Source organism: Paenibacillus humicola, from assembly GCF_028826105.1.
In the GTDB taxonomy this organism is placed as follows: Bacteria; Bacillota; Bacilli; order Paenibacillales; family Paenibacillaceae; genus Paenibacillus_Z; species Paenibacillus_Z humicola.
Map to the genome: position 1 here is coordinate 1,451,280 of NZ_JAQGPL010000001.1, position 22,792 is coordinate 1,474,071.

General features: G+C 57.0%; 18 protein-coding genes and 1 pseudogene. 12 read left to right on the forward strand and 7 right to left on the reverse strand.

The window, feature by feature from the left end; translation table 11 throughout:
- Positions 1-20: 20 nt before the first annotated feature.
- From PD282_RS06820 to PD282_RS06830, 3 genes are all read right to left on the reverse strand, one after another.
- Positions 21-1,169: a Ger(x)C family spore germination protein gene (locus tag PD282_RS06820; protein ID WP_274649597.1), complete on the reverse strand. Its 1,149-nt coding sequence runs from the start codon at positions 1,167-1,169 to the stop codon at positions 21-23.
- Positions 1,166-2,617, reverse strand: a complete 1,452-nt coding sequence (locus PD282_RS06825; RefSeq protein ID WP_274649598.1) for a spore germination protein — start codon at positions 2,615-2,617, stop codon at positions 1,166-1,168. Before PD282_RS06825 ends, PD282_RS06820 begins: the two co-directional genes overlap by 4 nt.
- A 126-nt stretch (positions 2,618-2,743) precedes the next feature.
- On the reverse strand, positions 2,744-3,244 hold the full coding sequence (locus tag PD282_RS06830) for a DoxX family protein (protein ID WP_274649599.1): 501 nt from the start codon (positions 3,242-3,244) through the stop codon (positions 2,744-2,746).
- A gap of 184 nt (positions 3,245-3,428) precedes the next feature.
- Here PD282_RS06830 and PD282_RS06835 point away from each other — a divergent pair, with 184 nt between their 5' ends.
- The 4 genes from PD282_RS06835 (at position 3,429) to rbsK (ending at position 8,837) form a co-directional block, all read left to right on the forward strand.
- A complete protein-coding gene (locus PD282_RS06835) occupies positions 3,429-4,289 on the forward strand; it encodes an AraC family transcriptional regulator (RefSeq protein WP_274649600.1) in 861 nt (286 codons plus the stop codon).
- Positions 4,290-4,476: 187 nt separating this feature from the next.
- Complete coding sequence (locus PD282_RS06840) at positions 4,477-6,621, forward strand: glycosyl hydrolase 53 family protein (RefSeq protein ID WP_274649601.1); 2,145 nt, start codon at positions 4,477-4,479, stop codon at positions 6,619-6,621.
- A gap of 179 nt (positions 6,622-6,800) precedes the next feature.
- Positions 6,801-7,841, forward strand: coding sequence for a zinc-dependent alcohol dehydrogenase (locus tag PD282_RS06845; protein ID WP_274649602.1), 1,041 nt, complete (start codon positions 6,801-6,803; stop codon positions 7,839-7,841).
- Between the two features lie 33 nt (positions 7,842-7,874).
- Positions 7,875-8,837: a ribokinase gene (gene rbsK / locus PD282_RS06850; RefSeq protein WP_274649603.1), complete on the forward strand. Its 963-nt coding sequence runs from the start codon at positions 7,875-7,877 to the stop codon at positions 8,835-8,837.
- 30 nt (positions 8,838-8,867) lie between these two features.
- Here the strand turns inward: rbsK and PD282_RS06855 are convergent, their stop codons facing one another.
- Positions 8,868-9,236, reverse strand: coding sequence for a DoxX family protein (locus tag PD282_RS06855; RefSeq protein WP_274649604.1), 369 nt, complete (start codon positions 9,234-9,236; stop codon positions 8,868-8,870).
- Positions 9,237-9,360: 124 nt separating this feature from the next.
- Here PD282_RS06855 and PD282_RS06860 point away from each other — a divergent pair, with 124 nt between their 5' ends.
- Positions 9,361-9,714 carry a winged helix-turn-helix transcriptional regulator gene (locus PD282_RS06860; protein ID WP_274649605.1) on the forward strand — a complete coding sequence of 118 codons (354 nt, stop codon included), beginning with the start codon at positions 9,361-9,363 and terminating at the stop codon, positions 9,712-9,714.
- A gap of 121 nt (positions 9,715-9,835) precedes the next feature.
- On the opposite strand, the pseudogene PD282_RS06865 reads toward PD282_RS06860, so the two are convergent.
- Positions 9,836-10,465, reverse strand: a pseudogene (locus PD282_RS06865) (FMN-dependent NADH-azoreductase); the annotation flags it as partial.
- Between the two features lie 348 nt (positions 10,466-10,813).
- On the opposite strand from PD282_RS06865, the gene PD282_RS06870 reads away from it, so the two are divergent.
- Both PD282_RS06870 and PD282_RS06875 read left to right on the forward strand, forming a co-directional pair.
- Positions 10,814-12,973 carry a helix-turn-helix domain-containing protein gene (locus PD282_RS06870; RefSeq protein WP_274649607.1) on the forward strand — a complete coding sequence of 720 codons (2,160 nt, stop codon included), beginning with the start codon at positions 10,814-10,816 and terminating at the stop codon, positions 12,971-12,973.
- 92 nt (positions 12,974-13,065) lie between these two features.
- Entirely contained in the window at positions 13,066-14,727 is a 1,662-nt protein-coding gene (locus PD282_RS06875; RefSeq protein WP_274649608.1) for a type 2 periplasmic-binding domain-containing protein, read from the forward strand.
- 153 nt (positions 14,728-14,880) lie between these two features.
- Here PD282_RS06875 and PD282_RS06880 read toward each other — a convergent pair whose 3' ends face one another.
- Together PD282_RS06880 and PD282_RS06885 are read right to left on the reverse strand one after the other, a co-directional pair.
- Entirely contained in the window at positions 14,881-14,991 is a 111-nt protein-coding gene (locus tag PD282_RS06880) for a YjcZ family sporulation protein (protein ID WP_274649609.1), read from the reverse strand.
- 164 nt (positions 14,992-15,155) lie between these two features.
- Positions 15,156-15,260: a YjcZ family sporulation protein gene (locus PD282_RS06885; protein ID WP_274649610.1), complete on the reverse strand. Its 105-nt coding sequence runs from the start codon at positions 15,258-15,260 to the stop codon at positions 15,156-15,158.
- 440 nt (positions 15,261-15,700) lie between these two features.
- Between PD282_RS06885 and PD282_RS06890 the strand changes: the two genes are divergently transcribed.
- The 5 genes from PD282_RS06890 (at position 15,701) to PD282_RS06910 (ending at position 22,782) form a co-directional block, all read left to right on the forward strand.
- A complete protein-coding gene (locus tag PD282_RS06890) occupies positions 15,701-16,585 on the forward strand; it encodes an ABC transporter permease (protein ID WP_274655074.1) in 885 nt (294 codons plus the stop codon).
- 18 nt (positions 16,586-16,603) lie between these two features.
- Complete coding sequence (locus tag PD282_RS06895; RefSeq protein WP_274649611.1) at positions 16,604-17,503, forward strand: carbohydrate ABC transporter permease; 900 nt, start codon at positions 16,604-16,606, stop codon at positions 17,501-17,503.
- Positions 17,504-17,572: 69 nt separating this feature from the next.
- Positions 17,573-19,231 (forward strand): type 2 periplasmic-binding domain-containing protein, encoded by a 1,659-nt coding sequence (locus PD282_RS06900; RefSeq protein ID WP_274649612.1) that lies wholly within the window; start codon positions 17,573-17,575, stop codon positions 19,229-19,231.
- A 213-nt stretch (positions 19,232-19,444) separates the two neighbouring features.
- On the forward strand, positions 19,445-21,265 hold the full coding sequence (locus PD282_RS06905; RefSeq protein ID WP_274649613.1) for a cache domain-containing sensor histidine kinase: 1,821 nt from the start codon (positions 19,445-19,447) through the stop codon (positions 21,263-21,265).
- A complete protein-coding gene (locus PD282_RS06910) occupies positions 21,262-22,782 on the forward strand; it encodes a response regulator transcription factor (protein WP_274649614.1) in 1,521 nt (506 codons plus the stop codon). Before PD282_RS06905 ends, PD282_RS06910 begins: the two co-directional genes overlap by 4 nt.
- Positions 22,783-22,792 lie beyond the last annotated feature (10 nt).

Sequence of the window (22,792 nt, forward strand, 5' to 3'; positions counted from 1 at the left end):
CCACTCCTAAACCGTCTGCCTTACGGCGTATTCGTCAAATTCGAATTGGTTTGACCCGGATCCTTCACGTTCAGTTCGACTTGTACCGACACCTGCAGCTCGGGAAACGTGCGGTCCCAATTACGTTTCATCGTTTTCCATTGAAGCGGATGCTGCCGGTGAACATACTCGCCGAAGCCGAGAAAATCCGTCTTGTACCGCTTCTGCGCCTTATCGATCAGCTCCCGGACCGAGGTCTCAACCGCTTGGCCGAAATGCCGGTCGATGAGCTTCAGATCGGGGGCCTTGGACGGATTCAGGGACGAATTGTTTTCGACAACCGTGCCCGACCCGCGGAGACGGACGGCGACCCGCATCGGCTTGCCCGGACGGATCCGGATTTGCCGGGTTAACGACTCCATCTTCAGGCTCACTTCTCCTTTTCCTTGCGGAACGAACGAAGTGAAGATGAAGCTCTTTTGTCTCCCCTTCATCCAATAGGCCTGAAACGTTTCCATCTCGTTCAGGAAACCCTTCAGCTTCAAATTGTCATTCTTCTTCAAGATGGCGGAGCCGGAATTGACATACCGGCGCGAAGGCATCAACGCAACCGCCGGCACAAGCGGATCGTTCCCTTCGCTTAAGGCATCCGCCAGAAACTGCCGGTAATAGTAAGGCTTGTAGCCGACCGATTGCTGTACGCGGCTAAATGTCATGCTGATATAAGGATCGAATATCGGTTCGATTTCAAGGGCATCTTTCGCTTGACCGCCTTTGACGACCAGAATCAAGGAGCGCATTTCCGATTTCGGATTTCGGACGAACATGTCGAGATAGTTGCTGATCCCGCGCTCTGCCATGCGCTGCCCGATGAGGATGGTCTGCCGGTGCGCGTAAAACAGCGTGCGCGACAGCTTGATCTGCATGTTCTGACCGGCATCCATAATGTTTTTACCGGTCGCGCTTGCGACATAGAAGCTTTTTTTGTCCGAGCCGCCTCCCCCGTCCGAGCCGCCTTGGATACCCGCGGGAATCGCGATTTGGGAGCTGATCTCGAATCGGCCGTCCTTTGTCAAATCGATCCCCGCGCCGAGAATGAAGGCGAGCTCGTTCGGCTCGCGAAGGTTCCAGCAGCCGGCCGTTCCGGCTGCCAGCAGCAGCAGGGCGATCAGCATGATCGTCCGCTTCATGCGGGTCCCGCCTTTCGTCCGGCGTTACGCTTGGAGGCTGCCTTGTGCGGCCAACGCACAAGCACTTTTTTCAGCTTGCCGGTCCTCTGGGGCGCGATCGGGGACAGATAAGGCATGCCGAACGGACTAAGGTGAATCAGGTGAATGAGAACCGTAATGAGTCCCATCGCAACGCCGAACAAGCCGAAGCTTCCGGCAAGGATCATCATCGGAAACCGAATCATCCGGAGCGGGAATCCGAACCGGTACCGCGGAATGACGAACGACGCAATGCCTGCGGCCGAAACGACGATGACGATGGGAGCGGATATGATGCCGGCGCGGACCGCGGCCTCCCCGATGACCAGCGCCCCGACAATGCTGACGAGCGGGCCGATCTGCCTGGGCAGCCGGATGCCCGCTTCCCGCAGGCCTTCGAAAACAATCTCCATCAGGAACACCTCGATCACGGTCGGAAACGGCGCCCGCTCCCGCAGCGCGGTAATGCTGAGCATCAGCACCGGAGGAACCATCTCCGGATGAAAGGCGGTCAGCGCAATATAGATGGAAGAGAACAGAAGCGAGAAGACGGCGAATATATACCGGACCCACCGGTTCAGCGTGACATACAAAAATCGTTCGTAATAATCGTCCGGCGCCTGCAGTCCGTCCCAGAACGTCATCGGAACGATCAGGACAAACGGCGTGCCGCCTGCCAAGATCGCCACTTTCCCCTCCATTAAACCGGCGGCCGTCACGTCGGGCCGCTCGGTGCTCAGCATTTGCGGGAACGGGGAGAAGTTCATGTCTTCAATCGATTCTTCAATGTACCCGGAATCCAGTATGCCCTCCATTCGGATGCGTTTAACCCGCGTTCGCACTTCATCCAGCAGGGATGCCGACACCTTTCCTTCGATATAGGCGATCACGACATCGGTTTTCGTCAGCGTGCCGAGCTGCAGCGATTCCATTTTCAGCTCCGGCGTGGCTAAAATCCTGCGCAGCAGCGTCGTGTTCGTCTGTAAATTTTCCGTAAAGCTTTCCCTGGATCCCCGGAGCGCCGCTTCGTTCACCGATTCTTCGACGCCCCGAGTCTCGAATTTCGTGACGTCGGCCAGGAGGGCGGCGTTCTCTCCATCGGCAAACAGCGCGGCGCTGCCCTTCAAAATTCGCTCGGCGATTTGCTGAAAATCGGTCAGCCTGACGATGTTCAAAACGGGAACAAGCTCCAGCGAAAGCATTTGGGCGATGCTGTCGATCGTCCCGAGACCGAGGGGCAGCCCCTTAAAGAGCAGCGGCCGCACGATATTCGAAGAGACGAGGTTCGAATCGATCATCCCGTCCGCGTAAACGAGCAGCAGCCGGGTTTGGCCGTGTATCGTTATTTCACGAAAAACGATATCCTCGCAATGCCGGAAGATCGTTTTTAATTGTTGCTCGTTTTCTGCAATGCTGCTGCCGATACCCATGACGTAATCCTCTTCTTTCAAGCCGGAATTCGGATTGGAATAGGATACCCCTTCATGAAGATATTTACTCCGTCGGATTTTTCAATGACGAGCATGAAAAAAACCGGGGATGTTCCCCCGGCTTTTTTATGTCGATATTTTTTTTGAACTGCGCAGCGGAAGCAGCTGGGTGAGCCAGGGGAGGAGCCAGTGGTCGAAACCGATGCGGGCCGCATTCGAGCCGGCGACGAGAAGAAAAAATTCGATCAGCACCATTTGCGGGTTTGCCCCGCTGGATCCGGAAAGCATATACGACATGTTCAGGACGGCGCCCATTAACGCGGCCGTCGTCGAGAAAACGCCCAATATAAGGCCCAGACCGACCAGCGTTTCGCCCCATGGAATGAGGACGTTGAACAGCCCGGCCTGAGGAATGGCGAAGCCGTGCAGAAACCCCGCCCACCAGGATTGAACGGACGGATTTTCTCCGGCCGCTTTGGTCACCGCGCTTTTCAGGAAGCCGCTGGCGTCGAAGCTGCCCGTCAATTTCCCCCATCCCGAGATGAACCATTCGATGCCGAGATAAATCCGGAGAACGGCAAGCAGGCAGGAGGCGTAACGATTTTCCCTCAGAAAGTGTAAAAACATGATTTACACACCCTTCCTTGTTGTAGTCGGTTTGGTTAAGAAAACGAAGCATGGGCGCAATCGGTTTGATGGTTTGCATGCAAAATTGTGCGAAGATTGTAAATTCGGCGGACGGAAGGAAGATTCCGGGCGGCGCAGAAATGATCTGAAGTAACCATTCCGGCTGAAACAGGGGAATCAAAAGATGCGGGATTTCGATCAAAAAATGCGGTACGAATATATCACGGTGGAGGAGTCGCTGCCGCTCTTCGTGGAGAGCATCGGCTATAATCCGCAGGAGCAGGATTTTGTCCGGACCGGCGGTTATCCGTATTATCACTGGCTGCAGACGCTCGAGGGGGAAGGGCGGTTTTCGTTTAACGGACAGGAGTATCTATTATCGAAGGGCAGAGGGATTTTTCTCAAGCCGTATACGCCGCACTCGTATTTTACGTCCGGACCGAAATGGTCCACCGTCTACGTCACGTTCGGGGGAGCGTCCGCCGTCTCGATTCTCGATTCGCTGAGGCTGAACGTTTCGTCTCTGTACACCGATCTGAGCGATTTGCCGTTTGCCTCCGTCATTGAAGAAATGCTGATCAAGATCGACACGGATTCCGAGTTTTCGAAGCTCGATCTGTCCGCGTATTTATATCAGTTTCTCATCAACCTGAGAAAATACGGCAAGACGCACAATCAGCCGTCGCTGTCGCATTTTTACGACAAAGTGCGGCGGCTCGTGGAATGGCTGGAGACGGTCTACGCCGAAGATATTACGCTGAAGGATATGGCCGGCCGGCTGCATGTTTCCGAGCAGTACCTGAACCGGCTGTTTCAGGAAACGTTCGGGATCAGCCCGTATTCCTTTCTGATCCGGCTGCGCATTTGGAAAGCGAAGGAAATGCTGATTCAAAATCCCGACATGCCGCTGAAGCAGCTGGCGATCCGCACCGGCTTCAACGACGTCAGTTATTTCATATCCGCGTTTCGGAAAAGAGAAGGGCTGACGCCGAAGAAATATCGCCTGCTGCACGTTCGAAACAGCGGCGCGTCCGGCGAAACGTGAGCGGGGCCAGCAAGTTTCAAATATTGCTATTTTCAAAGGAACATTGTTATACATCGCGCCGCCCGAAACGTTTATAGTAATCGTATTCTCATATGAAAGCGCTTCATACGAAAGGGGGGGCGGCGGAGTCTGACAGAATGCGTTTCAACATGGAATATGCCACATCCAATCGGGAGGTAGATTGCACATGGGAAAATGGACATTGCTGAAGCGGACAAGCAGACTGCTCGCGGCTGCCGCTGCGCTGACTGGCCCTCTCTATGCCCTGCCCGTCTCGGCTTATAACGGCAGCGCGACGATTACGCCGGCCGAGACGAATTTGGCTTCGAAGAGCTGGGTGACAGCCGAGGCCGGCACCGGACGCGCCTCTTTGGCGGTCGATCAGAATGAAAGCACGTATTGGGACGCCGGTTCCGTTTCGGGCAAAAGCTGGATCAAGCTCGATCTTGGAGGCACTTATCCGGGGATGCGCAAGGTGGAGATCGCGTTTCCGTCCCCGGACGGCAAATACAACTATAAGCTCGAGGGATCTGCGGATGGAAGCAGCTGGGTAACGCTGTCGGACCATGCCAAGAACGCCGTGCTCGGCGGCGAAGACGTTCTGATCAAGAACGGCGTTCCGGATCTCCGCTACTTGAAGGCGACGCTGCTCGGCGTATCAAGCGGGGCGGTCGCCGGCGTATCGGAAATACGTGCGGATAATGTCATGCTGAAGGACGGGCTGACGGTCGGCGCCGACATGTCGTACGATACCTCTTATCCGAACCGGATTTATACGACGCGGAACGATACGAATGCGCCTTCCTCCGACGGGCATATGATCGGCACGATGCATGAAACGGGCATGTCCTCCGTCCGCTTCCGGATCTGGAACGATCCGCGCAACGAGAATACCGGTAGTCCGGTCGACTTTACGGACGGCAGCATGAATCCGCAGGATACGCTGAACAAGTCGGTTTATGCGAACAGCCTCGGCATGAAGGTCGGCTTGGACTTCCATTATTCCGACAGCTGGGCCGACCCCGGAAAGCAGATCAAGCCGAAAGCGTGGAAGGATCTCGACTTCAAAGCTCTCGTCCAGGCGGTTTACGATTTTACGTACAAGGTAACGGATAGCGATGTAAAAGCCGGCGTCGTTCCGTCTTACGTACAGGTCGGCAACGAGACGATCAACGGCATGCTTTGGGGCAACGAAAAGATTCCGACAGGCAATGAACCGGCCTATGCGAAAAACGATCCGTCCTTTTATTCGCAGCCGGGCGGCGAGCTGCTCTGGGAGGACTGGGGCTCGGACGATCCGGCGAAGCAGGCGGCATATAATGCCGCATGGGACCGGTACACGGCGCTGGTCGATGCGGGGCTGCGCGCCGCCAAAGCCGCTTCGCCGAATTCCAAAACGCAGATCCACGTCATCGTCGATGCGGGCCGATTGGACAAAACGCTGGAATTTTGGCGTCAGCTGACGACGCGGCTTCAGCGGGATTATCACAATAACTTCGATATTATGGCCATCTCGTATTACCCGGAGTGGCACGGCACGATCGCGGATCTAAACGATTATTTGCACGCTTTTGCGTCGGAATTCCCGGGCTACGAGCTTACGGTGGCGGAAACCGCCTTCCCGGCGTCCGGAACCGCTCCGGCGAATTCCGAATATCCGTACACCGTTCAGGGACAGGCGGATTTTATGAAGGACGTCCTTCGCGCCTGCAACGACACGATTAATCATGCATGCTCGACCGTGCTCGTATGGGAGCCGGCGATCTCGCAGTCCATGTTCACGAGAATCGGCAAGACCTCGTATTATCAGGCAAACGATTCGACGCGGGTATTCCATGCGGCGTTCAGCGATCACATCCAGAAGAGCAGCGAGTACGTATCGACCCGGCTTTACGAAGCGCCTGCGCTGCCCGCTGCGGTTGACGCTTTGGATACGACCAGCGGCGCGATACAGCAAACGCCGGTCACCTGGGACGCCGTACCGCCGGATGCGTATGCGAAGCTTGGTTCCTTCACGGTAAAAGGCGTCTCCGCATACGGCACGGTAACCGCGCATGTCGCCGTAACGATGGATGCGGCCGTGCTGGAGAACCTAATGCAAGGATTCGAGACTTCCGGCGCGCTTAAAGGCCCGCTTGCCGCGCAGCTCGCGAACGCCTTAAGCCAGGCGCAGCATCAATGGGAGAAAGGCTCGAAGAAGAAGGCCGTCCAGTTTATGGAGAAATATGTGGACGAGCTGAACAAGCCCGCAAACCAGCGGTATGCGGCCGCGGATGCCCGGCAGAGTCTTGCCGGCCACGCTCAAATGCTGATCGAGGCTTGGGAGAAATAACGAACCGCTGCAGCCGTCCTTCTTCCGTTACGGAAGGGGGGCGGCTTTGTCATGTTTCCGTTTGTATGGATACCCAGCCGCTCGCATTCGCGACCATCGGAACTTGCCCGATCCTGGTTGCGGGCCTAATATAGGAATAACGGAAGCCAATTTAGCGAAAAAAAGGAGCGATGCCCAGCATGTCCAGCAGCGGCCAAATGAACGCGATCGTATTCGAAGCGCCAGGCAAGCTTTCCTACAAGAAAGTCGAACGTCCCGTATGCCGGCCCGGCCAGGTAATCGTCAAAATTCACCGGATCGGGATTTGCGGAACGGACGTGGAAATGTACCGGGGGCATATTAAAAAAGCGACCTTCCCGATCACGCCGGGACACGAATGGTCGGGCGAAATCGTCGAGGTTGGCGAAGGCGTCAGCGGTTATGCGGTCGGCGACCGCGTCGTGGGCGAGACGACGATGAACTGCGGCACATGCTCCCGCTGCCGGAGCGGCGCCTACAACCTCTGCCTGAACCTGGCGGAGAACGGCATTTTCGGCAAGGACGGCGCGGCGTGCGAATGGATGGCTTTTCCCGCTTACGCCCTGCATAAATTCGGCGCCTCCATCTCGTACGATCAGGCGTGTCTGATCGAGCCGTCGGCGGTCGCATTCCGCGGCCTGCAGCGGATGGGAATCAAGCCCGGCGATACGCTCGCCGTGATCGGACCGGGCACTATCGGCCTGCTTACGGCAGCGGCGGCGAAGCATATGGGCGTGCGCAAGGTGGTGCTGGTCGGTTTTCAGCAAAACCGTCTGGCCCTCGGGCTCAAGCTGGGCGCCGATGACGTGATCGACCTCAGCCGGGACGATTATGTCGCGAAAGCGAAAGAGGTGACCGGCGGCGAGCTGTTTACGGCGATCGTGGAAGCTTCGGGAAGCGGCGAGGCGCTGGAGCGGCTGTTTGCGGTGGCGGCGCCGGGCTGCAATGTGTGCCTGCTCGGCACGTACGGGGAGCAGCTGCCGCGCATCGAAGCCAACAAAATCATCGAGCTCGATATGCGGCTGCAGGGCTCGCTCAGCAGTCCGGGCGTCTGGGATACGGTCGTCCGCTGGATGGAGACGAACCCCCGGCATGTCACGGAGCTGATTACGCACCGGCTGCCGCTGGAGCGGTACGGCGAGGCGCTCGGCATGATCGAGGCGCGGGACCCATCCGTCATCAAAGTGCTGCTGCAGCCTTGACGATCCGGGCAAACTGAACATGGAGGTTCACCTATGGCACTTGAGCGAAAAAAAGGCAGTTGCGCGGCTGAAATCGTCGTCATCGGCAGTCTGAATATGGATATCGTTACGCGCGTCGGCCGTCATCCCGCGCCGGGCGAGACGGTGAAGGGGCTCGGCACCGGGTTCAGCCCCGGCGGCAAAGGCGCCAACCAGGCCGCGGCCGCCGCCATGGCCGGCGGTGCGGTCGCGATGATCGGCACGGTCGGAAACGACGCGTTCCGCGAGCCGCTTCTGGCGTCCTTGGCGCAGAGAGGCGTCGAAACCGGAAGCGTCCTGCAAAAGGAAGCCGTATCCGGGATGGCTTCGATCACGGTCGATGCCGGCGGCGAAAATATAATCGTGCTGACGGGCGGCGCGAACGATTTGCTGACGCCGGCGGATGTCGAGCAGGCGCTCTCCGGCATTCCCGGGGCGAAATACGTGCTGCTGCAAAACGAAATCCCCCGGGAAACGAACGCAGCCGCGATTCGCCGGGGGCATGCCGCAGGGGCGAAAGTTTTCTACAATACCGCTCCCGCCATGAAGCTCGAGCCGGAATACTATCCGTATATCGATACGGTGATTGCCAACGAGACGGAAGCCGAATGGATTACCGGATTTCCGGTATCGAATTTGGAGGAGGCGGAACAGGCGGCGGATTGGTGGATCGGGCAGGGCGCACGGGCCGCCCTTGTGACGCTGGGCGTGCAGGGCGCACTGTACAAGGAACGCGGCGGCGTCCGGATCGATTCGCCCGCATTCCGGGTAAATCCCGTCGATACGACGGCGGCGGGCGATACGTTTATCGGCGTCTATGCCGCGGCGCTCGCCGAAGGCCATGACGTCCGGCAGAGCCTGCGTATAGCGTCGGCCGCCGCCGCGCTGGCCGTAACAAAACCGGGAGCGCAGGCTTCCATGCCGGACAAGGCGGAGATTGCGCAGTTTCTGCAGCGTTTCGGGCATTCGGCCGAGTGACGGGCTTGACGAACCGGCGCTCAAAATGTCTCAGCTAAACGGATGCCCCACATCGCCGGCGTTCAGACATACGAGAACGACGGCGATGACCGCAAGCACGAACGCCGGTACTGCTCTGAGGGCCGAATCGCCCGCTTTGAAGTGGGCGGCGCATGCGAGCAGCATCGTAATGCCGAGCCAGATCCCCGCCCAGGCGGCCATCCCCGGATGCCAAAAGCCGATGACGAGTGCGGCGACGCCGATATATTGGACGAGGCCGGTGACGACGCGAAACCATTGCGGCAATCCCAAATGCGCGAACGATTCGACCTGATGCTTGACTCCCGCAAGCTTGCTGCTGCCCGCAAAGAGGAACGCCAGAATCAGCAGGCTTTGAAGCACGGCGGATAGGATGGTCATGACACTCACTCCCTGGAATGGTTTTAATTTATTGCTATTATGAATCCGTGGTATTATTCTTGAAAGTAGGTACTTTTAAATCGCCTAGTACCCTTTTGGAAACCTTGAAAGGAGTTTCATGCAAATGGAACAAAACAGTTACGGTTCGTGCGGGGTCGATCGAGCGCTTGAAGTGATCGTCGGCAAATGGAAAATGCCGATTCTGTTTTATCTTTTCGACGGGACCAAACGATTCAGCGAGCTGCAGCGCTACATCCCCGACATTACGAAGAAGATGCTGACGGCGCAGCTGCGGGAACTGGAAGAGCAGGATATTGTGCAGCGGACCGTCTACCCGGTCGTGCCGCCGAAGGTGGAATATTCGCTGACCGAATACGGGCAAACGTTAAAGCCGATTATTAACCAAATTCACGAATGGGGAATCGCGCATGCGGAGCATATACGGTTAAAAAGTGAAGACAGGCAGGCATCGGGCTGACGCTCGCCAGGAGGCCGGCTTCAGCCTTCATGGCAGCACGAACGGCCGCGGCTTGGCGCCGCGGCTGTTTTCCGTTTTGCAGGCAAAGACGGACCTATTTGCAGCCATGAATGAACAAGGCTTAAAATTTCGATCCGGCTTCGGCCGCCGCCTTCAGGCCGTTCTCGATCAGCTCCGCGGCGCGGTCCTGATACTGGGCATGGCCCTCGATGACAATGGTTTCCGGCTGTTTGATGCCCCAGAAGCCGATTATGTTTTTCACATAGTTCAGCGCCATTTCCATCGATTGCATGTAATCCGGCGTATAATCGCTGCCGCGCGCGGTAAGCAGCATCACTTTTTTGTCTCCTGCCAGGCCTTGCGGGCCTTCGGAGGAGTATTTGAACGTTTTGCCCGCTTGCGTCAGGTACGAAATATACGTGCTCAGCGGGGCGGGAATGGTGAAGTTCCACAGCGGGAATGCGAGCACGACTTTATCCGCCGCAAGAAACTGGTCCAAATATTTGGTTACAAGGTCGGCGGCTTTCTTCTCTTCCGCGGTCTCTTCCCAGCCTTGGCTCCGCTTATACATGCCGGTCAGTGCGGTGTTGCCGTAATAGGGCAGCTCGACGTTGAACAGATCCAGCTCGGTGATGACGTCCCCGGGATTCGCCTCTTTATAGCTCGCCAGGAAGCTGTTGTATAAGCGGACGCTTACCGCTTGCTCCGCCGGGCGGTCGTTTGCTTTAACGAACAATACATTTGCCATCGTGCATCTTCCTTTACTTTATTTTTTTAAGTACAACGTTCATTATGCACGCAGCAATCCAAATAGGGAAGTATGCACTTTTTTGTTACCCGGTTACTTCAAAGTTCCCTTTAGCATCCTTGCCTACAGGCATACGGCCGTTTCGACGGAGGCTTCACGCCCCGACCGGCCCGGACAGGCCGCCGGACATTGTTAATTCTGTATAAATAAAAATGAGTCCTGTTCATATGCCGGTCCCCTGCCGAACGGATAAGATTAGAAGTCAGAACGACCGAACGATTTCCCCGTCCATCTCTTCTTGAATGCGTTTTCAATGTAAAAGAAGCAAATTCCTGAAAAGGAATGATACATTTGAACAAAACGTGGCTCCGCAGGATGATATGGTCGTATATCCCGATCTTCTTCATCATTTTCTCCTTCCTGTTTTTTATGTTCTTTCAGACGCTCGTGGAGCAGAACAACCGGAATACCCGCCAGTCCAGCCGCGTCTTTGCCGGGCAGCTGCTGCAGTCGCTGGACGTCTCGCTCAAATCCGCCGACCACTTGATTTTGAACGAAATTCTGAATAACCGGCAGCTGCTCGATTTTTTCGACGAGACGGACAGCCGCGACGTTTTTCTGAACTACCAGGTCATCAAACGATTGACGGAGCTTCGGCAGGAAATTCCGCTCATTGACTCGTTCTATCTGGTCCGTTACGGCGACCGTTCCGTCTTTAACGGCAATGTGATCAAGCATATGGAAGAGTTCGAGGATGATCCGTTTATCCGCCGGGCGGAAACGAGCGGCGCGAATTCCCCCTGGAGCGACGTCCGGGCGTACCGGGAATATGCTTACCAGAACAAAAAGGAAGTCGTCAGCATCGTTCATTCCGTCCCGCTCGGCCAGGATACGAAAGGACTGTTCGTCGTCAACATCAGCGTCGATTCGCTGCGCGATTTGATCCTGTCCATGTACGACGACAAAACGGCGTTCGTTAATGTCTACGACCGCAGCGGCCATCCGCTGTTCACCCGCGACCCGGCTGCGGGCAAAAAGGAGGTGCTCACGAGCCAGACGTCGCCTTATACCGGCTGGAGAATCGAAATCGGCGTGCCGAACGGCCGGATCGTCGGTGCCATCTCCGTTTTATCGGGCGTCTGGCCGATTTTGGGCATCCTTGTGTTTCTCGGCGGCGTCGCGTCCATCGTGTATATCACCCGGAAAAATTATAAGCCGCTTGAGGATGTCGTTCTCCGTCTGAACGACAAGCTGTTTCATGACAAGCCCGCGCTGGGCCGGGTGGCGGCCGACGAATTCGCGTTTATCGAATCGGCGATCGAACATTTCGCGGCGTACCGGGAGAAAAGCTTCTTCAGCGAGCTGCTCCGCAGCGATCCGGCAGCCGGGGCGGACGCGGATCGGCGGATCTTTCCCGCCCACAGCGGCGTGAAGGCGCTGATCATTGAAATTGACCGTCCGGCGTTTATCCGGTTTTCGCCCCGCGACCGGGAGCTGTTCAAATTCGTGCTGGCCAGCGTCGCCAGCGAGATGATCCGGGAACATGCGTCCATTCCCGTCTGGCTGGAATGGACATCGCCGCTGCAATTGACGGCCATCGCCTTCATGAGCGAGACGGCCCCCGATCTTGAAGCGGTCTGCTGTCAATATGCGGCCTGGGTGGACCGCAACCTTGCGTTTACGGTCACGGTGGGCATCGGAGAGACGGCGAATTCGCCGCAAGGGGCGGCGGCGTCATATAAGGAAGCACAGGAGGCGCTGACGTTCAAAGCGGCGCTGGGCGGCAACCGGGTCATCACCTTTGGCGAGACCCGGACGATCGGTCACGGCGAATCGGGCACCCATCTGAGAAGCGTGCATAAGCTCGCCCAGCAGTTCAGGCTTCGCGACGGCGGCTGGCACGAAAGCTTCGAAGCTTTATTCGCGGGCATCCGGGACAGCCGGCTTTCCAAAAACGAAATTGCCCGGCTGATCCATTATTTGATCGCCCATCTGGATCTTCAATTGTCGCAAATGGCCAAAAGCGACTACGAGAGCTGGACGGCGCATGCGCTGCCGGCTTTAAAGCGGAGGGCGGAGGAGTTCGATACGCTCGAGCAATTGCAGGCGGGCTTCCGGTCCGTTCTGGAGGATCAGGCGGGCCGTTTGGCCGAGCTGCGGGAAGACCGGCCGTATCACCGGCTGATGAAGGACGTCAGGGCGTATATCGAGCGGGAATACGCGAATCCCGGGCTGTCGCTCGATTTTCTCAGCGAGCGGTTTTCCGTCGGAGCGAAATATTTGAGCCAGCTGTTTAAAGAGGAGACCGGCGAGAATTTTCTCGATTTTTTGGCGAGCGTCCGGATCCGGCATGCAAAGGAGCGGCTGCTTGCGGAGCCCGTGTCGATTCAGCAGATCGGCGAAAGCGTCGGCTACGTCAATGCGGCGACGTTCAGACGGGTGTTTCGCAAGGTGACCGGCGAATCGCCCGTCGATTTCCGCAAGCGCCACGAGATCGGGGAGACCGGATAGACCGCTTTCGAAGCGAGTTTTGCTGACGCAAAACTTAAGCATATGCTTTCGGAGCGAGTTTTGCTGACGCAAAACTTTGAGGAGTGAGCCTTTTGAAACCAATACAATTATGGACCATAGGCGTCGTTCTGGCCGCTGCGCTGCTGACGGCAGCGGGATTTCTGGCGTTACGGCCGCAGCCGGGAGGGGGATGGGCGGCGCTAGGTCCGGCGGCTCCGCAGGACGTTTCGCTGCTTGCCGGCAAACGAACGGTGCTGCCGGTCTTCGTTTCGCCGCCGGTTGAAATGGAGGATGTGGCATCGAACTGGTTTACCGGCTACGTGGAACGGAAGCTGAACCTGAAATTCGAGTTCGACATTGCGAGCCTTTCCGCGCTGAAGGAACGGAAGCAGATGATGTTCGCGAGCGACGATTATCCGGCGGTGCTCCTGAGCGGCGATCTGAGCCCCGACGAACAAATCCGGTACGGGATGCAGGGCAAGCTCCGGCCGCTGGAGGACCTGATCGAACGCGACGGCGGTCAAATCGGGCGGCTGTTCGAGCAGCACCCCGAGCTTCGGCGCGCGATCACGGCGCCGGACGGCCACATTTATTCCCTCCCGTCGGTGAACGAATGCTTCCACTGCTGGTATGCCCAGAAGCTGTGGATCAATGCGGCGTGGCTGAAGAAGCTGCATCTGGACCCTCCGCGGACGACCGAACAATTTTACCGGGTTTTGAAGGCGTTCAAGACGATGGATCCGAACGGAAACGGGGCTGCCGACGAAATTCCGCTGACCGGGGCAACCGATGCGTGGCACAGCAAAATTACCGGCTTTCTGATGAGCGCGTTCATTTATAACACGGACGACTCGTATTTTGCCGTTCAGAACGGCCGGGTCCGTCTGGCGGCGAATCAGCCCGAATGGAGAGAGGGGCTTGCCTATATCCATAAGCTGTACCTCGAAGGGCTGATCGACCCGTCCGCCTTCACTCAGACGCTGAGCGGATTGATTCAGCTGGCGAACAATAAGGACGCGAACGTCCTGGGGAGCGCGACGATGGGGCATATCCGGATGGCATTCAGCGGCGAGGACGACGAGCGGAACAAGGACTACGTCACGATTCCGCCGTTAATCGGCCCGCACGGTTATCAGGCGGCCGGCTATTTCAGAGGGGTCGGAAACGGCCAGTTCGCCATCACGGACAAAGCGACGGAGGCCGAAGCGGCTGCAGCCATCCGTCTGGCGGACTTCCTGTATACGGAGGACGCGGCGATCCGCAATGAGTTCGGGCCGGAAAATCTGTGGTGGCGACGAGGCGGCCCGGGGGAAGTCGACGAGCACGGCCGGCCGGCGAAATACAAGCTGCTGCCCGGTTATTGGGGCCAGTGGACGCAAAACCAGAGCTGGAGCCAGATGGGCATCCTTTACCGCGACCGGGATTTGCGGGAATCTTGGGCGGTGCCGGAAGATCTCTATTCTCAGGAGGGCTACGAGCACCGTCTGTATCTCGAAACCGAGAAGAATTATATGGGCAAGGAGCCGAAGGAGGTGCTTCCCGCCGATCTTTACGTCGATCCCGCCGATGCATCGGAGGCTGCCCGGCTCCGGGTGCAGATCAATGACTACATTGAATCGAACATGGTGCAGTTCATTACCGGAGCCAAGTCGATCGATCGGGATTGGGATGCTTACGCTGCCGGATTCCGGGGGCTCAAGCTGGACCGGTACATCGCGATTTATCAGAAGGCGTATGACCGTTACCGGACCTAGCCGAGCAACGAACAAACAAAAACGACCCGTGTTGCGTACGGGTCGTTTTTGTTTGTTCGAAATCAAGTTCTTTTGCGCCGAAATCCATTCATGGGAGGATTTAAGAATTTTCGGTGCAGCCGCAATACGGTTGTCGTATTAACGGTTGTCGTATTAATAGAAACCTTTCATGCAGCCGCAAAGAACGATAACGAGCAAAATGAAAAGGACCAGGATCGACCCCGTGCTGGTGAAAGCTCCTCCAACGTTACCCGACAATGACATGCACCTCCTGACGTCATGGATCTTTTTATAAGCTATGTGCGGACGCGCGGGATGGATTGGGTATCTGTCCCCGAGACACCTGTTATTGGGCGTTTCTGCAGCACGGAACCCGGTTCCAACGCAATTCGCCGATTAATTCCGATGCCTCGCAGCCGCTTCGTCCTTTAATAAAAGCCTTTCATGCAGCTGCAAAGAACGATGACCAATAAGATAAAGAGTACCAGGATTACACCTGAGCTTGTAAATGCTCCTCCAACGTATCCGGACATTCGACATGCACCTCCTAACGTCATGGATCTTTTATAACCTATGTGCTGACGCGCAGAATGACTGGGTTTTTGTCCCCGGGATAGAAATTCAGGTTCAATCGCCCAACCGTTTTACCGGTTTTGAAAAGCGCCTTTTTAAGCCATGGCAGGCCGTTCGAACAGGCGGACGGGCGGCGGAATTTTGTGCGCCGGCGGAAAAGTGAGCGATGCGGGCGGCGGACGAAAACGGATCGTTCCCGGAAAATTGAGCGGCCGCCGGAATACTGTCCGTTGACCCGCCTGCCGGAGGTCCGCTATCGTAATGCCGAATCCGCTGCGCCACCACAATTTGGAAAGGATGTGAAACGGTCACGATGGAATCGACGGGCATGCTGGAAAGCGGGAAGCTGAATCGCAGGGCGAAAATCAAACCGCTGCCGCTTCGAGGCCCCGCGCGGAAAATGAAGCGCCACTGGCAGCTGTATTTGCTTGTTCTGCTGCCGCTTGCGTACATCGTCATATTCAAGTACGTGCCGATGTACGGCGCGCAGATCGCGTTTCGCGATTTCAGCCCGATCAAAGGATTTTCCGGCAGCGACTGGGTCGGGATGAAAAACTTCGCCGACTTCGTCCAGACGCCGAACTTCTGGCTGCTCATCAAAAACACGCTGCTGATCAGCCTGTATTCGCTCGCGATCGGGTTTCCGGCGCCGATCGTGCTCGCGCTCGCCCTGAACGAGGTGCGAAGCGCGAGATTCAAGAAAACGGTGCAAATGGTGACGTTCGCACCGTATTTCATATCGACCGTCGTCATGGTGTCGATGATTATTCTGTTCCTCTCTCCGCGGCTCGGCTTTATCGATTTGATCGTCCGGAGCCTCGGCATGGAGTCGATTAACTTCATGGGCGTCCCGCACTATTTTCGCAGCATCTTCGTTTGGTCCAATGTCTGGCAGGGCATCGGCTACGGCGCGGTCATCTACCTGGCGGCGCTCGCCGGCGTAAATCCGGATTTGTACGAAGCGGCCAAGGTGGACGGCGCTTCCCGGTTTCAGAAGGTGCTCCATATCGACATACCGGGCATCATGCCGGCGGCGACGATCCTGCTTATCCTGAACATCGGGCAAATGATGAACGTCGGCTTCGAGAAAATTTACTTGATGCAAAATCCGCTCAATACGAGCACGTCCGAGGTCATTTCCACCTATGTATACAAAATCGGCCTCTTGGGCGCGAATTTCAGCTTCTCGGCCGCCGTCGATCTGTTCAACTCGGTCATCAATCTCACGCTGCTGCTGACGGTGAATTATATCGCGAGACGCGTCTCGGAGAACAGTCTATGGTGACGGAAAGGAGGGAATCGGGTGTTTAGAGCGTCAGCGATCAAAGAACCGCCGGGCGACCGGGTCTTCCTGCTGTTGGTGTATGCCTTCCTGACGATCGTGCTGCTCAGCGTCCTGTATCCGCTTGTCTATATTTTAAGCTCGTCGTTCAGCTCGCCGCAGGCCGTCATCAGCGGCCGGGTATGGCTGCTTCCGGTGGAGCCGAGCCTGGCCGGCTACAAGGCGATTTTTGACAATCCGCAGGTAGTGACGGGCTATGCCAATTCGATCTTTTATACGTTTTTCGGCGTGCTGATCAATGTGTGCCTGACCGTCATGCTCGCCTATCCGCTGTCCAAAAGCACCTTTTACGGCCGCAGTCTGATCATGGTGATCCTCGTCATTACGATGATGTTCAGCGGAGGGCTTATTCCCACTTACCTGACGGTCAAAAAGCTGGGCCTGATCGACACGAGGTGGGCGATGATGCTGCCGGTCGCGCTTGCGGTGTGGCAGGTCATTATCGCCCGTACCTTCTTCCAGTCGAACATCCCGAAAGAGCTCGGGGAAGCGGCGGAGCTCGACGGCTGCAGCGACCTCGGCTTCCTGTGGAGGGTCGTGCTTCCGCTGTCCAAGCCGATTCTGGCGGTGCTTGTCCTGATGTATGCGGTCGGTCACTGGAACGCGTATTTCGATGCGCTCATCTACCTGAAGTCGCCGGACCTGTTTCCGCTGCAGATCATTTTGCGCAACATTCTGATCCTGAATTCGATCGACGCAAGCATGATGGTGGACGCGAACAAAATGGCGGCGATGCAGGGGCTCCGGGACCTGCTCAAATTTTCGCTCATCGTCGTGGCCACGGTGCCGGTGCTGGCGATTTACCCGTTCGTGCAAAAATATTTCGTCCAGGGCATCATGATCGGCTCGCTGAAAGGCTGACCGGCAATGGCAAACGGCAGGCAGAACGGCAATCCGATTCGATCGATTCATACCAAGGAGGAGTCCGATGTGAGAAAACAATTCCGCTGGGCCGCATTCGCTTTCATCCTGGCGCTCGTGCTGGCGGCAACCGCCTGCAGCGGGGGAGGCGGGGGCGGCAGCGAAGAAGGAACGGGAGCGAATGCCGGTGAGCAGGCCGGGGATCAGCCCGTTACACTCCCGACGTTCCTGTCGCTGTCGCCGCGTATCGAGGACATTAATACGAATGCGGTGACGCAGTACGTCGAGAAGAAGCTGAACATCAAATTCAAGTTTGACGCCGCTCCGTCGGCCAATGCGGACGATAAGAAAAAGCTGATGATGGCGAGCGGCGACTACCCGGCGGTCTTCCTGTCCGGCAATTTCACGCAGGCCGAGCAAATCGACTACGGCAGGCAGGGCATACTTATTCCGCTGAACGACCTGATCGACAAATACGGCACCGAAATCAAGAAAGCGTTTGCCGAAGATGCCGATCTGAAGGCGGCGATCACCGCACCGGACGGCAATATTTACGCGCTGCCGCATATTAACGACTGCTTCCACTGCTGGTATTCGCAGAAGCTGTGGATCGACAAGGAATGGCTGAAAAAGCTGAACCTCGAAGTGCCGACGACGACCGAAGAGTATTACAACGTGCTGAAAGCGTTCAAGACGCAGGATCCGAACGGCAACGGCAATCCGGACGAAATTCCGCTGAACGGCGCGTTCAACGGCTGGCACAGCCTGCCTTCCAACTTCCTGATGAACTCGTTCATCTACGACAACGACGAGGACTTCTTCTTCATGAAGGACGGCAAGGTGCAGCTCGCCGCCAATCAGCCGGAATGGCGTCAGGGACTGGAATACATTAACAAACTATACAGCGAAGGGCTGATCGACAAAGAGGCGTTCACGCAGACGCCCGACCAGATGGCGCAGCTCGGCAACAAGTCGGGCGATAACGTCTCGGGCAGCGTGAGCGCCGGGCATATCGGCATGTACTTCAGTCTGGCGGATGGGCAGAACAGACATAAGGAATACATCACCGTACCGCCTCTTAAGGGCCCTGAGGGCGTCGCGTATGCGGGATATTACAAGGCATACGGCAACGGGCAGTTCGCCATTTCGAACAAGGCGACCGAGGAGGAGCAAATCGCCGCGATCAAAATGGCCGACTATATGTACTCCGAGGAGTTCGCCATTATCAACGAATACGGGCTGGAAGGAAAATATTGGGAGAAAGCCAAGCCGGGACAAAAGGACGTGCACGGCAATCCGGCCAAATACAGCATCAAGCCCGAATACTGGAACATCGGCTCGACTCTGAACGATACGTGGGACCAAATGGGGATTACGCGCAGAACCCGGGCGATCCGCGAATCGTGGGCGGTACCCGACGACCCGCTCACGCAGGTCGGCTACGAATACCGGCTCTATCTCGAGACGGCCAAAAACTACGAGAACCGGCAGCCGGCGGAGACGTTCCCGCTCACCATATTCATGGAAGCCGGCGATGCGAAAGAAGCGAACCAGCTCCGCACGCAGATCAACGACTACGTGCGCTCGAACATGGCGCAGTTCATTACCGGCGCGAAGAAGCTGACTGATTCGGAGTGGAACAATTACGTGAAAGGCTTCGACGGCCTGAATCTCTCCCGCTACCTCGGAATATATCAGAAGGCGTACGACAACCAGAAAAAGCCATAAGCGCCTATTCATGCTTGGGTAGCAAACCTCAATCTTCCATATCAGGTATTTATTTATAGCGAATAACCGTTTTGCGGCGGGCTCCGGCCCGCCTTTTTCGCGTTCGGCAGGAATGGAGCCCTGAAGGTGAAATAACTATATAAGACATATGACATCAGCTGAGCAGACCACCGAACCGGGCAAACCATATCAATGGATGCGGAGTGAGCAGGTATGCGAGCATGGAAGCATTACATGCTGAAGACGAAGATGTTTATTGCCTTTTCCGCCGTTTCGCTGTTCCTCGTTTTGTTGACATGCCTCATCTTTTATTACAAGTCCGTAAGCGATATCCGAAGCCAGACGTTTTCCCTCTCCGATACGATCACCCGGCAGTTCAGCCGGACGCTCGAGCTGTACATCCAGGATACGGAGAAGCTGTCCGTTTCCGTCTTCGGCGATCCGGTCATCCAGCAGGGCCTGCTCGACCATTATCGCAGCCGCGACGACACCGAGCAGAATGAGATCGAGCTTTCCATCAACAGCCGTCTGTTCACGTATTTGCAGCCCCGGCCGCAATTGCAAAGCCTCTATGTGTTTACGCTGGACAACAATGTGTATTATATCTCCAAGGCGAACGGTCCCAAAGTGAGCTACAGCCTGTCGAGCGAGCCGTGGTATAAAGGCGCCGGCACGATGGGCGGCAGCAAGTTTCTGCTCCTTCCGGTAACGGAGGAGGACACGGGGGACGGCCACAAGGCGAATGTCATCTCCTTCGTCCGGAACATTAACCGGATTCCGTACCGGGACGTCATCGCCTACATGAAAATCAACATCAACGTCAACGTCATCCGGGACATGCTCGTGCATGCGGACAGCAACGAAGTCGAGCAGCATATGCGGGTTTTCATCGAGACCGGGGACGGGGATATCGTTTACGACAACAAAGACGTGCTGACGGGAAGCTCCGGCACCGGGCCTGAGCCTTCCATTTTCCGAAAGAATAGCCGGTCGGGCGATCTGATCTGGCAGGGCAAGCGGTATATCTATACGTTCGCCAAATCGGATTACACGAAATGGAACACGATCATTCTCATTCCGGACGACGTGCTGCTTTCCCAGCAAAAGAGCCTGCGCTACATTCTCATGCTCGTCGGTCTGCTCGCGATGGCGCTGATCGCCGTCGTCTCCTATTTGCTTTCGCACCAAATTACCCTTCCGCTCCGCTACCTGATGAAGAAAATGATCCGCGTAGAGCATGGCGATTTAAGCCAGCGGGTGACGGTGCGCAGCAGCGACGAAATCGGCCGTCTGACCCGCATTTACAACAACATGCTCGACAGTATTTCGCGTCTTATCCGCGAGGCGTACGAGTCCAAGCTGGCCGAGAAGAACGCCCAGCTGGCCGCGCTTCAAGCCCAGATCAATCCGCATTTTCTGTACAACACTTTGAACATTATGAAATCGATCAGCCGGGTCAGGGGAATCGAGGAGGTGGCCGAGATGTCCGAGGCGCTCGCGGAGCTGTTCAAATACAGCATGCATCAGCTGCATCAGCCGGTGCCTCTTCAGGCGGAGCTCGATCATATCGCGAACTATATGAAAATCCAGCAGCACCGGTTCGGCAGCCGCTTCGAATACCGCTGCGACGTACCGGAGGAGCTGATGCGCGTACCCGTGCTGAAGCTGACGATCCAGCCGCTGGTCGAGAACGCGGTGGCTCACGGCTTCGCGAAAATGAAGGCGGACGGCATCGTCGCGCTGTCCGCCCGCAGAGAGGGCGGCCGCCTGACGATCGAGGTCGCCGACAACGGTCAGGGGATGACGGACGACCGGCTGTTTACGCTGCGCCGGGATCTGCAGTCGTCCCGCAGCAGTCCGGAGGATGACGAAGCGCACGGAATCGGGCTCCGCAATATCGGACAGCGGATCCGGCTGTTTTACGGCGAGGAATGCGGCATCGCGATCGAAAGCGGTCCGGGCCGGGGAACGTCGGTGCGGCTGACGATTCCCTGTCTGACGGCGGAACATGAACATGGGGAGGACACGGCATGAACATTTTTATCGTAGAGGACGAGCCTTGGGCACTGGCGGAGCTGGATGCATTGTTCGTCGTTTATGCGCCCGAGCACGCGGTTTATACGTTCGGCTGCGCGGAGGATGCGCTGGCAATGGCCCGGTCGGTGAGGCCTCATCTCGTGGTGACGGACATTAATATGCCCGGCATGGACGGGCTTGAGCTGATCGGCGAGCTGATCCGTCTCGAACCGGCGGTCAAGTCGATCATTTTGAGCGTGCACGACCAGTTCTCCTACGCCCAGCAGGGCATGAAAATCGGCGCTTTCGAGTATTTGCTGAAGCCCGTGCGCAAGGACGTGCTGTATCAGGCGGTGGATAAGGCAATCGACAAGATCGCGCGCGAATCGAAGCGGCAGGAGGAGCGAAGGTGCTGGGCGGTCGCCCAAATGCTGCTCGCCTCGGCGCCGCCCGGAGACGAAGAGGCGGCTGAAATTTTTGGCGGCGCCCATGCAATGGCCGTTCTGCAAGCGGGAAACGGGGCCGGGGAGCGGGGCTGGAACGAAGCGGGTATCGCAAACCAGGAAATCGCCGGCTGGATCGGGGACGAGCTGCAGGGGATTACCGCGCACTGCGTCAGCATCGATGCACGGCGTAAAGCCGTTCTCGTTCCGGGCGGAGGCGGCCTGCGCGATATGGAGAAAATAGGCGCTGCTTTTGCCGTGCTGTTCGATCATCTGGTCCGGCGGGGACTGATCCTTCATCTGGCTTATGCGCTCAAGCCCGAGCGGGAAGACCCGCACCGGTGCTTCGCTGCGCTTAATAAGTCGATCGAGGAGAGAATGTTTTTCGGCCGGCCGACGCTGATTCCGCCCGGGGGGCAGCAGCGCCAAGCCGATTTGTCCGCCGTATGGGACAAGGTCCGCATCCTGCAAACGCACCTGAAGCAGGGCGATTTGTCAAAAAGCGGCGACATGCTCGGCCGGATCGTTCAGGAGCTCCGGAGCAGGGAGATTACGTCCCGGCAGCTGGCTTTGTTCGTGACCGATTTATTTTATTCGCTCAAGTACAATTTGGGCTCCTCGTCCCGGACGGAGATCGATATCGGCAAGCTGCAGGAAGACTTGAAGGCGCTTTCGCGGCTGTCCGGCTTCGACGAATTGGCGGAATGGCTGAAAGAGCGCGTAGTCGGCTTATTGTCCGCCGCCCAATTGACGGACCTGAGCCCTAAGGGGCTCATTCCCGTCATGCGGAACTGGATTCACGCGGGCTACCAGCACGAGCTGTCCATTCAGCAGTTTGCGGCGGATCATCATGTCAGCCTCGGCTACCTGTCGCGCCTGTTCAAATCCCAGACAGGCTGCACGTTCTCCGATTATCTGATCCGCTACCGGATCGAGAAAGCGAAGGAGCTGCTTGCCGAAGGAAGCGCGCGCTTGTCCGATGTGAGCCGGCTTGTCGGCTACGAGGATGTGAAGCATTTCAGCCAGCTGTTCAAGAAAATAACGGGAGAGCCGCCCATCGCGTACGCCAAGCGTATGCACCCGAACCGGTAAAAAGGAAAAT